Raw genomic sequence first — 15,781 nt, forward strand, 5'->3', positions numbered from 1 at the left:
TTCAGCTGCTCCTGCGGTTACTCGTCGCACGAAGAGCTTTGTTGCTTTTCCCGCAGGAGTCGACTGCCCTCTGCTCCAAACAACTAGTTATTGTGTAAATCAATCAAGAGATTTCAATTGACAAACCACATTAAAAGCGGAGGAAATACACGAAGACTCCTGCGGGAGGAAAGGCATAGATGAGACCCCGCAGTGCGAAGCGCGAGGAGGCTCAGCAGCCACCCGCGGAAAGCGAAGTGTATTGCCGCAGCGCTGACATAGCACTCATCTTATAAAGAATATAAATGGAAATCTACTCAGTAGTTACGTCGGAGTCTATAGTTTTGAGTCAAAAAGCAGCAACTATTTTTGGTGAGACGAGTAACCGCAGTCCCGATCAGGTTAGAAAACAGCCTTATTTAAAATACAATCGTTTTATTTCGATCAACAATAATTCGATCCTCAAGATGCCATTTAAGCGCTCTTGCTAACACACTACGTTCAATTGATTGACCAATTTTCTTCATATCAGCAGCATTATCCTTATGATTGACCCGACTTATATCCTGTTCAATAATAGGACCTTCATCTAAATCGTTCGTTACATAGTGAGATGTAGCTCCAATTAGTTTAACACCTCTGTTATATGCACGCTCATATGGTTTTGCACCGATAAATGCTGGTAAAAATGAATGATGGATATTGATAATATAATTCTCATGTTTAGCGACAAAATTTGGCGTTAGAATTTGCATGTATCTAGCCAACACAATCACGTCAACATCGTATTGTTCTAACAACTGCAATTGCTTTTGTTCTACTTCTTCTCTAATGTCTTTATTTGCCGGAATATAATAATAAGGAATTCCTAAAGATTCAACCATTTCTTTAGAAGTTTCATGATTACTTATTACCAGGGAAATATCAGCCATTAAATCTCCACTTTGCCACTCCCACAACAACTCTAATAAACAGTGAGGTTCTTTAGAAACAAAAATCGCCATCTTCTTCACTTCAAATACATATGTGAATTTCCAATCCATATCAAATTCGTTAGCAATTAATTGAAAATCTGTTTCGATTTGATCAACCTTATCCTTCAAATCCGGGCACTCAAATTCAATTCGAATGAAGAATTCGCCACCTGCTGGGTCTGTAGTATATTGGCTTGACTCAATAATATTAGCATCGTGATCATATAGAAACTTTGATACAGTTGAGACAATTCCCGGTTGGTCAGGGCAATTAATTAATAACCTAGCCCTATTCTTATTCCGTTCTTTAAAATTATTAATTTTTTCTTGTATATATGCCTTCATCTTAATCCCTCTTTATTTAATTAGTAAGTCTATCTACCTTATGCTATTTTTCGACGATATTCAAGTTAAGCATTATCATAATTCTCGTTTAACACGCAAAAATTCGAGCACTGTCGCTCGAATTTAGCTTTACTACGATTGATTAATTATCGCTTCGAATGCTAGTAAAAACTGATCTACTTCATCTTTTGTAGTCGTTAGTGGAGGAAGAATTCTTACTACATTAGGTCCAGCAACAAGAATTAACAAATTGTATTTTTCTCTTGCTTTTGTTACGTAGTCAATTGCCTTTCCCTTAACAACTATACCTACAAGTAGTCCCTTACCTCGGACGTCATCAATTTGTTCGTATTTTTCTTTTAGTGACTCTAGTTTTTGGAAAAGATATTCGCCCATTTTCTTTGCATTAGATAAAATATCCTGCTCCAATATATACGATATTGTCGCTGAACCAGCTGTAGTTGCGACCGGATTGCCACCAAATGTACTACCATGTGATCCAGGGCCAAATGCTGCCGCTACTTTTTCTTTGGCAATCACAGCACCGATTGGAATACCACTGCCTAAGCCTTTTGCTAAACTAATCACATCTGGCTCAATCCCATATTGTTGGTAAGCAAACAATGTCCCTGTTCGTCCAACACCTGTTTGGATTTCATCTACCATTAAAAGAATGTCTCGCTCTTTACACAGAGCCGCTAACTGATTTATCCATTCTTGATCAGCAGGAATAACTCCACCTTCACCTTGAACAAGCTCTAGTAAGACAGCACATGTATTCGTTTCAACCAATGAATGAAGCGCCTCTTTGTCATTAAAGGGTAAATAGCGAAACCCTGGCATTAGCGGCGCAAATCCTTGTTGAATCTTTTCCTGGGCAGTGGCCGCCAGTGTAGCTAATGTTCTACCGTGAAATGAATTACTAAAGGTGACGATTTCGTGCCGCTCTGTTCCTTTAACCTGTTGTGCATACTTTCTAGCTAGTTTAATCGCTGCTTCGTTTGCCTCAGCACCACTATTGCAAAAAAATACTTGATCACCACAGCTATTTTGGACAAGCTGTTCGGCTAATTTTTTCTGTGAAGGGATTTCATATAAATTGGAGCAATGCCAGAGCTCTTGCAATTGATTTTCAACCTGTTGTTTTACGAATTCAGGCGTATGACCCAAATTGCATGTGGCAATTCCTGAAGTGAAATCTAAGAATTTTTGATTCTTATCGTCAAAGACAAAACTCCCTTTTCCTTTAACAAGTGTTAAAGGAAAACGATTGTACGTATGCATCACCGGATCAATTGTAGTTTGGAATTTAGTTTCAGACATGTGGCATCTCCTTATCTAAGATAATTCTTGTTCCAATTTGATTTCCGTTCATAAAGTCAATCAGACTATTAACTGCTAAGCCATTAACAATAGAAACTTCTGGTACATCTTGTGCTAATGCAGATAAAGCAGACCTAACTTTTGGAATCATTCCACCTTGTATAACCTTATCTTCAATTAATTGCTCTATTTTTTTGCTACCAACTTGGTGTAAGGTGACTTTCTTTCCATCTTCATCTACATAGATTCCTGGTATATCGCTAATAAAGCACAATTTTGCCGCTAAGCTCTGAGCGATTGAAGAAGCAGCCATATCAGCATTTATATTAAATCTTTGTCCATATTGATCGATACCTAGCGGAGAGATAACCGGAATAAATCCTTGCTTTACAATCTGTTCAATGATTTCGGTATTAACCTTGTCAACTTCACCGACAAACCCGAGCGAATCTGCTTCTTCAGTTGGGACTGCTCGAAGTAATGATCCGTCAACTCCACTAACCCCATAAGCATTACCATCAGCTTCCATTAGCTTCCGGATAATTTGCTTATTCATTAGTCCGCTCAAAGCCATCTCCACAACATCCAACACCTCATTGGTAGTAACTCTAAGGCCATTGACAAAGGTAGTCTCTACACCTAACCTATCTAATAAAGATGAGATTAACGGGCCGCCACCATGAACGATAACTGGTTGCCACTCGCCACTTTGATGCAATTCAACTATATTTTTGTAAAATGATGGTGGTAATGCATCAAAAACACTCCCCCCACATTTAATTACTACATACTTCACCTAATTTGACCTCCCTAAGTACGATACGAAGCATTTATTCTGACATACTCATAGGATAAGTCACAGCCCCATGCTGTACCACTACCTTCGCCATCTCCTAATCCGACGAAGATGGTAATCGTATCTTTAAGTAAATAGTTTTTGGCAGAAATCTCATCAAAAGCGAATGGCATCCCATCCTCTACTACCTTGATTTGACCTAACGATACATTTACTTTATCTGGATCGAGCTGTTGCCCGCTATATCCAATGGCAGTAATTATTCTTCCCCAGTTTGCATCTGCACCGTGAATCGCTGTTTTTACAAGGTTTGAAGAAATAATTGACTTACTGATTGCTTGTGCCGCTTCATCATTAACAGCCCCATTTACCTGAACTTCAACTAATTTAGTGGCCCCTTCTCCATCACGCGCTATTTCTTTTGCAAGCAGCTCACATACAAGTTTTAATGCTTCAAAAAAGGTAATCCACTCAGCGTGTTCCTTGGAAAGCATTTCATTATCTGCTTTCCCGTTTGCCAGAACTAACACCATGTCGTTCGTGCTCGTATCTCCGTCAACAGTAATCATATTAAATGATTTATTGGTAATTTCTTTAAGAGCAACTGAAAGTTCTTGATTACCGATGTTAGCATCTGTAGTAATAAAACTTAACATTGTCGCCATATTTGGGTTAATCATTCCCGATCCTTTGGCGGCTCCTCCAATTGAAACTAATTTTCCATCAATCTCAAATTCTACTGCAACACCTTTTTCACGTGTATCTGTTGTTAAAATTGCCGTTTCAAACCTTGATACGTGGTTGTTTTCCTCCGCATGAATTTGGTTAATTCCGTCACTGATTTTATCCATGGGTAACAGTTCCCCGATTAATCCTGTTGAAGCAACTGCTGTATGATGTTCGGAAATATTCATTGTTTTGGCAAACAAGTGTCTCATCTGATATGCATCTTCTAAGCCCTGCTTACCCGTGCATGCATTGGCAACACCAGAGTTCACCAGAAGTGCTTGTATTTTATTTTCCTTAGCAATACTCTCTTGTGTTACCTTTAGTGGTGGTGCTTGAAACAGATTCGTTGTATATACCCCCGTGGCAACGGCTGGCACTTCCGAATAAATCCATCCCAAATCGAGTTTCTTCTTCCGAATGCCACAATGAAGGCCGCCTGCAGAAAAGCCTTTAGGTGTAGCTACAGTTCCATCAGGTACGATATGTACCTTATCTTTTGTTGCTAATTGATTTACATGTTCCATTTCGGCATCCTCCTTAGGGATAAATCGGTAAATAATTCAAACCAGTTGTTTCGTCCCAACCATATAATAGATTCATATTTTGAATTGCTTGCCCTGATGCGCCTTTTACTAAGTTATCAATTACAGAAATAATTGTTAACTTACCAGTTCGTAGGTCAGAATGAAATCCGATATCACAAAAATTACTTCCATAGACTTCTTTTGTCGACGGGAGCGTTCCTTCAGGTCGAATTCGGACAAACGGGTCATTTTTATAGTAGTCATTATATAGATTAATAATTTCACTTGTGCTGATTTGTTCGTTTAAGTCAATATATATAGTACTCATAATACCTCTGGTCATTGGCACAAGGTGTGTGGAGAAAGTAACTTGTATTTCCTGATTACTCTCGGTCTCTAGCACCTGTTCAATTTCTGGTATGTGCTTGTGCTGACCTAATTTGTACGCTTTCAAATTATCATTCATTTCTGCGTAATGAACATTTAATGATAATCCCCTACCTGCTCCCGTTACTCCTGACTTAGCATCAATAATAATTGAATTATTATCGGAGTATTTTTGCTTCATTACTGGTATTAAAGCTAATAAAGTGGCTGTTGGGTAACAACCAGGGTTTGCTACTAATGATGCATCCTTTACCTTTTCCCCATATATTTCAGATAATCCATACACCGCTTTATCAATGTATTGTTGCTCAGCCGGAGATGACTGGTACCACTTACTGTAGACATCTGGTGATTTAATCCTGAAATCTCCAGATAAATCTATACATTTCACACCTTTTTCTATGAAACTAGGTATGAGATTCTTACTGATATTTGATGGTGTTGCAAAGAATACTAAATCAATTTTATCGCTAAGCACGTTAATATCGAGCTCTTCCATTGTAAAGGTAATTAAATCTGTTGTATGTGGATATACAGATGACAATTCCTCACCACTTTGAGAGTGTGAAACAATTGCTTCAAGTTCTGCATATGGATGATTATTTATAAATCTAATAAGTTCTACTGCACCATAGCCGGTTCCACCAATGATAGCTACTTTCACTTTATATTCCACTCCTAACAATACGATTCGTTGGTTTATTATTATACTTCATTACGTATATTTATACAATGGTATTTTTCCGAAAAATGATTTTCCTTTCTTTTAGTTGCTTAAAAAACTAACTGTTTGCACAACTATATATTTATCCTTCCTACTTAAATTTAATACTGTTTAATACTTTATTTTTTTGATAGTAAATATAACAGAATTGTTTTTGGAAGCAATTGACATTGTTCAGGAGAATAACTATAGTTGTATTATACATGATAATAATTTGAATTTTCTAACATTAATTTAGGGGGGGTACTTTGCAAAAAAAAGAAGACACAAAATCGGAGAAACTAAATGAAAGTTACCAAGCAATTGTCACTCAAGTGGAGCACGATGCCTTTGTTGGCAGGGAGAAGGAACTAGCCGTCTTTCGTAAGACTATTCGTAATACGGAAGGGACAATGAAGATTCTAAACATTTATGGAACTGGCGGTATTGGGAAAACTTTTTTATTATCTGAATTTAGCAGAATAGCCGAGCATGAAAATTGTTTGTTTTTACAATTAGATAGCCGAGATTTTATACACACACCCCTAACTCTAGTAGAAAATCTTCTAATTCAACTATACTCCAATCAAGAAACTACAACTAATACAGAATCGTTAACACTACAAAATTGTTTTCAGGTATTGAGGCATTTATCAATAGACACCAAGGTTATCATTGCTATCGACTCTTATGAGCATATGGGAGATCTCGACAGGTGGTTTCGCAATGTATTCCTTAGTCAACTCCCAAAGAGCATAGTAGTTGTCCTATCTGGTCGCAAAGAACTAAAAGGTGAATGGAAACAGTCACCTGCATGGCGGAAGATAGTGAAACAATACAAACTAGATGACCTTAACTACAACCAGACAAAAGCGTATTTAGCCAACTATCAAATACATGATGACTTTTTAATAAACACGATATGGCAATTTACAAAAGGACATCCATTAACAATTTCTTTGGCCGCCCTAACTGTTGAGCAAACAGAGGAACTTCCTAGCAAAATTAATTTTAATGATGAGGTTTCAACTATATTAATGGAACTTACGACAATATGGTTACACGAAGTTCGTGATGAAAAGTTAAGCACTCTACTTGAAGCTGCTGCTATGCTGCGCCATTTTGATCAAGTTAGTCTATCTTATACATTAAAACAAACTATCCCTATATCTCTGTTCACAAAACTCACCTCGTTATCATTTGTAAGAAAACGAAAAAATGGTTGGGCAATTCACGATTTAATTCGTGATGCTATCAGAGTCGATCTAAAAGCTAGGGATTATCGAACATTTGAACGACTAAATCAACGTTGTGCCTATTTCTATCATAATAGAATAAGTCATACAAAAACTGTCAGTGATATTGCTGAATTCTTTTACCATCTTGGCGATGAACTCATTAAATCTACCTTTTTCCAGAATGGTATAGATACTAACTTATATCTTGAACATGTTGGTGAACACAATATTTACGAAGTAGATCAGTATTTTCAAAATCGCAAACAGACTATCACTGAAAATACCGTGCATTATCTAAATTACGATACGAGTAGTGGTTACGATTTTTATGTATCGATGTATCATAACAAGAAAGAAACAGAGTTCATTGACATAAACTATATAAATTTAATGGGCCATAATGTAGCAAGCTTACTAAAAAATGATCAGCAAGAAAGTATTGGGATGTCTGTTGTCATTCCAATCAATGAAGCTACTATAGAACCACTAACAACGCAACCTGTTTCTGCTTCTTATTTTCAAAGTCTAAGCAACTCAGAATATAACGACTATGCGGTAGCAAGTCACACAAATTCTGGGTGGTTTATCCGGATGCTAGATTGCTTAGATCCTACAGATACGTCTGGACGCTCTTTTCTTTTATTTAACTTATTCCCTTTACTTCTTTCTGGAGGTAGAATTATTACATCTACACCGTTACCCTTTTATCAGCAACTATTAGAAAGCTTTGGGTTCAAAGAAGTACCAGGAGCTACCAATTATGATTTTGGAAATAGATATCCATCACCTTCCTATATTTTGGATGTTCGAGGTCAACGTCTATCAAAATACCTAGAGGCATTCACAAGAAAAGGAAACAAAAATAATCGTATTAACGATATTAACGACAGATACTCTTTTACAGAACGTGAACAGGATATTGTTCTTCTTATTCTAGATGAATATAGTAACGCCCAGATTGCTGAACGTTTATTTGTGGCTGAGGTAACAGTAAAGAAACATATGAGTAGAATTTTGAAAAAGGTAAATGTAAAAAATAGAGCTCAACTAATAAAGAGACTTATGGAGATTAATTATATGTAGTGGTGTTAAGGTAGAGATGGCATTTAATCACTCTACCTTAATTTTATTTCTTATTGAGTCAATTTCATCACAGAAATTGTCAATCACATATAGTTTGGGAACGATCTATCCCAACTATATGTAGATGACAACTTGCAAAAAATCAGTATTATGACATTGATTTAATTAGTTGTATTTTCCCTATCATCGGCAGCTGTTTCACTTCGCCCTTAGCGGCGTTAATAATTCCTATAATAGCTAAAACGAAAACTAATAAATTGCCCAACGGGATGATAAGTAACCAACCAAGTAACGGAATAATTGTACCCACCACATTAACTGCTACAAATAGTAAAAATAGAGTTAACCCTTGATTTGCATGGTACATAGCAAATTTTGATTCCTTAGCTGCTAAAAGTGGGATGAAGAATATAAGGTAAGCTAAAATACCCATAGCCTTATTGTCTTCAGCATCCTTCATTTCTTCAGTGACTTCAGGCTCTACTTTTTCTTCCTCTTTTTTCTCTTGATTATTTTCTTCATTCACATTTTCTGTCAATGTTAACACCTCCCTACATAATAGTATTCGTTCACAACTTGCTCAAATACCGCTCCCTTGGTAGTGATACCAAAAACCTAAGCTTTATTGATTACTTAATTATCTAAATAGTAGCATAACGATCTCCTCGTGTAATGTATCCCTAGGTATATATTTTTAGAATTTACTGATAATTTAACTCATATGCAGATGAAAATTTTAAAAAAGCGTAGGCACCGGATCTGGACATGGCTAACTTAGGAATGAACAGCAGACAATTCTAATTTCCTAGACAAGAACAAAAGCAGACTATCCCCTTACAAGGGACAGTCTGCTTTTTAAAGTAATAAGATCATTTATAAAATTTTACTCAAAAATGCCTGCGTTCGTTCGTGCTGGGGATTTCCGAATAATTCAGCTGGCTTGTTTTCTTCAACAACGTAACCTTCATCCATAAAGACGACCCGGTCACCAACCTCTTTGGCAAAGCCCATTTCATGTGTAACAACAACCATAGTCATTCCTTCTTGTGCTAGTTGTTTCATAACCTCCAACACTTCTCCCACCATCTCTGGATCAAGCGCTGATGTTGGCTCATCAAACAACATTACCTTTGGTTCCATTCCGAGTGCCCTAGCAATTGCTACGCGCTGCTTTTGTCCGCCGGATAGAGAATCGGGGTAGACATCCGCTTTGTCCGACAAACCTACCTTCTCAAGCAATGTAAGTGCCTTTGATTCAGCGGCATTCCTTTTCCACTTTCTTACCGTAATCATTGGTAAAGTAATGTTTTCTAATACGGTTTTATGTGGAAATAAATTGAATTGTTGAAACACCATTCCGACTTCGGTTCGAATTTTGTTAATATCGGTTTGTTTATCGGTAATATTAACGTCCTCAATCAATACTTGGCCATCCGTGATCGATTCAATTAAATTTAAACATCGAAGAAAGGTCGACTTTCCAGATCCAGATGGTCCAATTACAACAACAACTTCTTGAGGTAATATATCTATTGTTATATCCTTCAGCACCTCAAGTGAGCCAAATGATTTTTTGAGATTCTTAACAGAAATCATTCTGTATCCAACCTTCTTTCAACGTAATTTAGCAAGTAAGTCAATGTTAATGTTAATAGTAAATAAATTAATGCAACAGTTAAATATGGTTCCCACACACGATAATACTGCCCTGTAGCAGCTCTTCCCCAATAAAGAAGCTCAGGTGCCGCAATAATTGCTCCGAGTGATGAATCTTTTAATAAAACAATAAACTCATTGCCAAGTGGTGGAATCATTCGTTTAAATGCTTGGGGTAATACGACATATCTCATAACTTGAATTTTATTCATCCCTAGAGAATGCGCAGCCTCAGCCTGACCTTTATCAATTGATTTGATACCAGCGCGAAAAATCTCTGCAACATACGCCGCCGAATTAAGCGATAACGTAACGACTAGAGATGCTATCGTGTTTGTTTCCGAAAGAATCAATGGCATTACAGCAAAGTGTATTAAAAAAAGCTGAACTAATAATGGTGTTCCCCTAAAAAAGTTGATGTAGCAAATAAAGGGAAACCTTATTATCCATAGTTTTGCGACTTTACCCATTCCAACCAAAAGACCCAATATCATACCCATAATCACACCAGCTGCTGATACAGCGATAGTTATCAGTGTTCCCTTCAGAAAGAAAGGTAGGTAATCAATTACTATATCCATCCGAAAATCAATACCTATGGTGTCTAACATTTCTTGAATTATCATAACAAAATCACTCATACTACTACTCCTCTTAAGAATACTTGGGATTAGTTAACCAAGAACTTCTTATTTATAACAAATTACATTATACACAATTTGGACACTGCCGTAAAAATAGCGTAACGATTAAGCGTTACGCTATTCTTCTATTCGATTACTATTGATTAGCAGCTTTTAATAACATATCTACATCCGGATCCGTACCAAACCATTCATTGTAAATTTTTTCATATTTACCACTTTCAATAATGGAAGTCAATGCTGCACTAAGCTCTTCTTCTAGTTCACTATCTTTTGGAAACATTAAGCCATAATACTCAGATTCAAAGTTTTCTTTATCAGTAATAGCTTCTACAGTAGCATCCGGATTATTCTTAACATATTCAGCAGCAACCACGTTATCAGTCACAACAGCGTCTACGTCTTCGTTGGTCAATGACATGAATGCTAGTGCTGTTGTCTCATATTTAGCAATATCTTCGTGATTTTTGCCCATAATTTTTTCTGCAGCTTCCGCCCCAGTTGTACCGGTTTGAACTCCTACTTTTAAACCTATTAAATCTTTTGCGCTATTAATATCAGCACCTTCATTAAAAACAATCATATGTGTTGATTCGAAGTAAGGTACAGAGAAATCAAATGTCTCTTTACGATCATCATTAATGGTAATACCCGCAATAGCTAAATCTATATTGCCACCTTGGACCGATGCAAGCATAGGATCCCAACCCACATTTTTTAATTCATATTCATATCCAGCTTCATTCATCACAGCTTCTAGTAAGTCAACGTCAAACCCTACTATTTCACCAGTTTCCATATATTCAAATGGAGCAAATGCTGCGTCGGTTCCAACCTGAAGTACTGGTTTATCGTCTGTCGCACCCTCATCTGTATTAGTACCTTCATCATTGCTTGTACCACATGCAGACAATACTAGTAAACCGATTACTATTAGATAAACTAAAGATAAGTTCTTTTTCATATTTATTCACTCCTGTTTGTTTGTTAAATATTCAGTAACAAAATAATAACTCGTATCCTCTTATTTTTCAATAGTTTTCAACCAATAAATAAAACACGAAATATTCATACTTTTGAATTATTATGCATAAAAATGTATTTGTTTTTAAGTAAATTTCAAAAAACAGGAAAAAAGTAGATAGATGGCTTGTTTATTAATAGATAATTCTTAAATAAAACCCTAAGAAACGCGTAGATTCTTCTAAGTTACCTTTCCTAGTGATCATCCTAAAGAAATAAGTCAAGCTTCCATGTGGCATAAAGCAGCAGATAGAAGATCGACTTCAGGTAGAATAGAGGGAACACCATATGATAGATACTAATCGTAGTAGCTATCATATGGTGTTCCCTCTATTAATTTTACCTTAACAAGACCTTGATAAACTCATTATAAGTTTTACTTTTTAAAATTTGTTGGATAATAGTTGTATTTTCAACTATCTTTCCTAGCATTTCATACATGTTTTGTAAATCTTCACTACTGTCCTTCTCGACACTTAGCAAGCACACAAACTGAACTCGTTTTTCCTCCCAGATAATTGGTCTATCTAATGTACAAATAGCTACGAACGTTTCATCTGATTGCGGTGTAATCGGATGTGGGATAGCAACTAAGTTTCCGAATGATGTTGGTGCTACAGCCTCTCTTTGATAGACAGCTTCTAAAAAACCTTCATATACTAACTCTTTTTCTTTTAGTTTTTCAACAAGAAAAGTTAGCACCTCTTCTTTCGTATGAAATGATTTATTAAGGTACACCAAATCTCTTTTTATATAATGATATACACTACTCGCTCGATCAAGTACAAATTCCTCAATCTTTCCTAAATCTTTCTCTCCTAATATTGTATTAACTTCGATTACCGGAACGGATAAATGTTGCGTTATTGGTACAGAGCTAATAATGAAGTCTGTTTCCTCGAAAGGAATTTGATCTAATTTGTAATACTCCGTTGTACCGAGAACTTCCAATTTTGAGCCAAACCTTGATTGCAGTTTATATTTTATTAACTGCGCACTGCCTAAGCCTGAAGCACAAACAATCATACACCGTTTCGGCCCAGATTCTAATTTATGCCTTTCCATTGCAGCACCTATATGGAGAGCAAGGTAACCGATTTCGTTTTCATCAATTTTAACTCCCATATGCTCCTCTAATACTAATCCCGCAACAATTCCAGCTTCGAAAGCTAACGGATAATTCGCCTTAATATCATTAAGCATTGGGTTTCTAATATTCATTCCATAACGATAACGGTTAATAGCTGGTTTAAAGTGAAGACCAAGACCAATAATTAACTCGCGATCATGCCTTACCTTTAAATTTAGCTTTGTTTCAATCGTTTCTAGGACTTTTGTTGTAAGTTGATAGACATCACTTTCCATCATGTTACCAATCTCTTGCTCGCTCATATTTGTCTGATTAATCATTTTTGTACCAAGTAAATGAATAGCTATATAGGCAATCTCAACTTGTGGAAATGTAACTTTTAATACTTCTTCTGCTTTTGATACTATTTTCTTAGCAACATCATATTCTTTCTTATCGATTATTTCATTCAATTCTTTCTTAAATAAAGACACATGATGCCCACTTTTAATTCTGTTATAGGCAATAGCAATATGAATAAATAAATTATTGACGGCAATATCGGATAGTGTAATCCCATTTTCATTGATTTGATCAAAAATGATTGTCCAGATTTCATTTAGGTTTTCTTCTTTCGTTAACAAAGATAATTGGTCATTTAACAACGAACTGGCAACCTTCTCACTTCTATTAAATACGTATTCTGACATTGCAAACCGAAGTTTCACTTCACTGCCTTTTACTTTCATACCATAGTTTGGCCTTGTTTCCAATGTAATTCCATATGTGAGTAATATTTTTTTCGCATTTTTCAAATCGTTTTGGATCGTTGATTTACTAATATGCATTTCATCTGATAAGCCATCTAGCTTTAAGTAACCTTCAGCTAATAATAGACGTTTTATTAGATATTTCGTTCTCTCTTCCGGTAAATCAGGTGCGACTTCATTCGCATTTGAATCTTCTTGAATAAATTGATGTAAATATTGTCTAAAAAGTTGGTCATCGTTAATTTGAAGCTCGTAGCCTTTACCTCTAATTGAATGAATAATAGCCCCGTTTGTTGATAGTAATCGATCCAACGATTTTATATCGTCTCGAATAGTCCTTGAGGTAACTTGAACAATATTCGCTAAATATTCACTTGTTAAGGCAGCTTCAGATGCCATTAATTCACGTAAAACTTGTATCATTCGGGAGTTCAACATATTCCCTCCTCTCAGTTTAATTTTTTTCACCTTTTTATACTTGCTGCCTAAGTTATTTCAACTGTTTTCTAAGACACAAAATCTATAAACTCCGACGTAACTACTGAGTAGATTTCCATTTATATTCTTTATAAGATGAGTGCTATGTCAGCGCTGCGGCAATACACTTCGCTTTCCGCGGGTGGCTGCTGAGCCTCCTCGTGCTTCGCACTGCGGGGTCTCATCTATGCCTTTCCTCCCGCAGGAGTCTTCGTGTATTTCCTCCGCTTTTAATGTGGTTTGTCAATTGAAATCTCTTGATTGATTTACACAATAACTAGTTGTTTGGAGCAGAGGGCAGTCGACTCCTGCGGGAAAAGCAACAAAGCTCTTCGTGCGACGAGTAACCGCAGGAGCAGCTGAAAATCCCGCAGGAAGCGGTTTTCTTCCGAGGAAGTTGAAGCGTTGCCCGCGGAAAGCGACTGTCCGGAGCGGAGATCAACATAGCAGTTACGTCGCATTTTCTATCAACTATGAAGATTTAAAAGCAACTACACTTACGAAAAAAGTTTTGTTTTAGCGTCCAAAGATTTATCATTAGTTCAATTATATACTTCAAACAGGTTCCTGCACTCTTAGGAACCTGTTTGATAAACTTCGTCAATTCTTTATCTCATTACGAAAACGCTAAGTAGGCGTAGCGAATTCTGTCGCTACGCCTACTTATTATATCAAAAACCGTTATTTCTAGAAACTTCAGCAAACCATGAAGCGCTTTTCTTCGCTGTTCTTTCTTTTGTTTCTATATCTACAGAGAAGAAGCCATATCGATTTTTATAGGCGTTCATCCAAGACCAGTTATCTAGGAATGTCCATAGGTGATAACCTTTAGCATTACAACCTTCTTCAATTGCTTTGTGTAACCACTCAAGATGATCTTGAATGAATTCAATTCGATAATCATCCTCTATCCGACCATCTTTAAGAAAACGACCTTCATTTTGTACACCCATTCCATTTTCGGAAATAAATGATTCAATATTACCGTAGTTTTCTTTTAAATTAATCATGATGTCATAAATACCTTTTTCGTAAATTTCCCATCCTCTATAAGGATTCATTTTTCTACCTGGCATCTCATAGTTATCAAAGAACCAATCAGGCATAAACGGACTATAAGGATTAGGTAAATTTTCTTTCGCTTTTACTCGACGAGGCTGATAGTAATTTACACCTAATAGATCAACCTTGTTATTTTTAAGTAATTCCTTGTCGCCATCTTTTGTTTCAGGTAATTGCCCATGCTCCCTTAGTAGTTCAATAAGTTCTTGCGGGTACTCCCCTAAAACAGCCGGATCTAAGAAACTTCTATTGAAGAATAAATCACAAATGTTAGAAGCCTTTAAGTCAGCTGGATTCTGACTTCTTGGATATGATGGAGTAAGATTAAGAATAATTCCAATCTTACCGTCTTTTATATTAAGCTTATGATATTCTTCAACTGCTTTTGCATGTGCAATCATCGTGTTGTATGCAACTTGAAATGCACGTTTGGCATCAACAACATTGGGATAATGGAAGTCATACAAGTATCCACCTTCAACCGGCACAATAGGTTCATTAAACGTAAACCACTTTTTAACCCGGTCCCCAAATAGTTCAAAGCATTTACTGGCATATTCCACATAAGCATCAACTACGTCACGATTTTCCCAGCCACCAGCATTTTGTAGTTCAAGTGGCATATCAAAGTGAAACAAGTTAACAAATGGTTCGATATCGTTAGCAATCATTTCATCAAACACATTGTTATAAAAATCAACCGCTTCTTGATTAACCTCTCCAGTTCCTCCTGGAATTAATCTTGACCAAGAAATGGAAGGACGAAATGAATTGTGACCAATCTCTTTCATTAATTTAATATCTTGTTTGTATTTATGATAGAAATCAGAAGTTGATTCTGGTCCTACTCCTTCAAAAAAACGATTAGGCTCTGTCGCATACCAGTGATCCCAAATGTTTAACCCTTTTCCACCTTCTGATGCGGCACCTTCCATTTGTGTTGCCGAAGCTGCACTTCCCCACCAAAAACCTTCAGGAAATTTTTTCTGTATAGACATA

The 15,781-nt window shown here is 36.4% G+C and carries 12 protein-coding genes; 1 reads left to right on the plus strand and 11 read right to left on the minus strand.

Translation table 11 applies throughout. The annotated features are described in order from the left end of the window. Window positions 1-398: 398 nt before the first annotated feature. The 5 genes from purU to argC all read right to left on the minus strand — a co-directional run bounded on the left by purU (window position 399) and on the right by argC (window position 5,733). Window positions 399-1,298, minus strand: a complete 900-nt coding sequence (gene purU / locus LD272_RS13960; protein ID WP_226037228.1) for a formyltetrahydrofolate deformylase — start codon at window positions 1,296-1,298, stop codon at window positions 399-401. Window positions 1,299-1,430: 132 nt separating this feature from the next. Continuing rightward, window positions 1,431-2,621: an acetylornithine transaminase gene (gene argD, locus LD272_RS13965; RefSeq protein WP_226037229.1), complete on the minus strand. Its 1,191-nt coding sequence runs from the start codon at window positions 2,619-2,621 to the stop codon at window positions 1,431-1,433. Next, window positions 2,614-3,417, minus strand: a complete 804-nt coding sequence (argB, locus tag LD272_RS13970) for an acetylglutamate kinase (RefSeq protein ID WP_226037230.1) — start codon at window positions 3,415-3,417, stop codon at window positions 2,614-2,616. Before argB ends, argD begins: the two co-directional genes overlap by 8 nt. 14 nt (window positions 3,418-3,431) lie before the next feature. Next, complete coding sequence (gene argJ, locus LD272_RS13975) at window positions 3,432-4,670, minus strand: bifunctional ornithine acetyltransferase/N-acetylglutamate synthase (protein ID WP_226037231.1); 1,239 nt, start codon at window positions 4,668-4,670, stop codon at window positions 3,432-3,434. 13 nt (window positions 4,671-4,683) lie between these two features. Beyond that, a complete protein-coding gene (gene argC, locus LD272_RS13980; protein ID WP_226037232.1) occupies window positions 4,684-5,733 on the minus strand; it encodes an N-acetyl-gamma-glutamyl-phosphate reductase in 1,050 nt (349 codons plus the stop codon). A 296-nt stretch (window positions 5,734-6,029) separates the two neighbouring features. On the opposite strand from argC, the gene LD272_RS13985 reads away from it, so the two are divergent. Continuing rightward, window positions 6,030-8,081, plus strand: coding sequence for a LuxR C-terminal-related transcriptional regulator (locus tag LD272_RS13985; RefSeq protein WP_226037233.1), 2,052 nt, complete (start codon window positions 6,030-6,032; stop codon window positions 8,079-8,081). 148 nt (window positions 8,082-8,229) lie between these two features. Here the strand turns inward: LD272_RS13985 and LD272_RS13990 are convergent, their stop codons facing one another. The 6 genes from LD272_RS13990 to LD272_RS14015 all read right to left on the minus strand — a co-directional run bounded on the left by LD272_RS13990 (window position 8,230) and on the right by LD272_RS14015 (window position 15,780). Further along, window positions 8,230-8,619 (minus strand): DUF4870 domain-containing protein, encoded by a 390-nt coding sequence (locus tag LD272_RS13990; RefSeq protein WP_369413984.1) that lies wholly within the window; start codon window positions 8,617-8,619, stop codon window positions 8,230-8,232. Window positions 8,620-8,954: 335 nt separating this feature from the next. Then, a complete protein-coding gene (locus LD272_RS13995; protein ID WP_226037234.1) occupies window positions 8,955-9,677 on the minus strand; it encodes an amino acid ABC transporter ATP-binding protein in 723 nt (240 codons plus the stop codon). Further along, the gene (locus LD272_RS14000; RefSeq protein WP_226037275.1) at window positions 9,674-10,330 is read right to left on the minus strand and encodes an amino acid ABC transporter permease; all 657 of its coding nucleotides are present in this window, start codon (window positions 10,328-10,330) and stop codon (window positions 9,674-9,676) included. Before LD272_RS14000 ends, LD272_RS13995 begins: the two co-directional genes overlap by 4 nt. Window positions 10,331-10,517: 187 nt before the next feature. After that, window positions 10,518-11,345 carry a basic amino acid ABC transporter substrate-binding protein gene (locus LD272_RS14005; protein ID WP_226037235.1) on the minus strand — a complete coding sequence of 276 codons (828 nt, stop codon included), beginning with the start codon at window positions 11,343-11,345 and terminating at the stop codon, window positions 10,518-10,520. A 398-nt stretch (window positions 11,346-11,743) separates the two neighbouring features. Then, complete coding sequence (locus LD272_RS14010) at window positions 11,744-13,681, minus strand: BglG family transcription antiterminator (protein ID WP_226037236.1); 1,938 nt, start codon at window positions 13,679-13,681, stop codon at window positions 11,744-11,746. 710 nt (window positions 13,682-14,391) lie between these two features. Beyond that, the gene (locus tag LD272_RS14015; RefSeq protein WP_226037237.1) at window positions 14,392-15,780 is read right to left on the minus strand and encodes a glycoside hydrolase family 1 protein; all 1,389 of its coding nucleotides are present in this window, start codon (window positions 15,778-15,780) and stop codon (window positions 14,392-14,394) included. Window position 15,781 lies beyond the last annotated feature (1 nt).

Origin of the sequence: Aquibacillus saliphilus (assembly GCF_020404745.1) — a bacterium.
Lineage (GTDB): Bacteria > Bacillota > Bacilli > Bacillales > Amphibacillaceae > Aquibacillus > Aquibacillus saliphilus.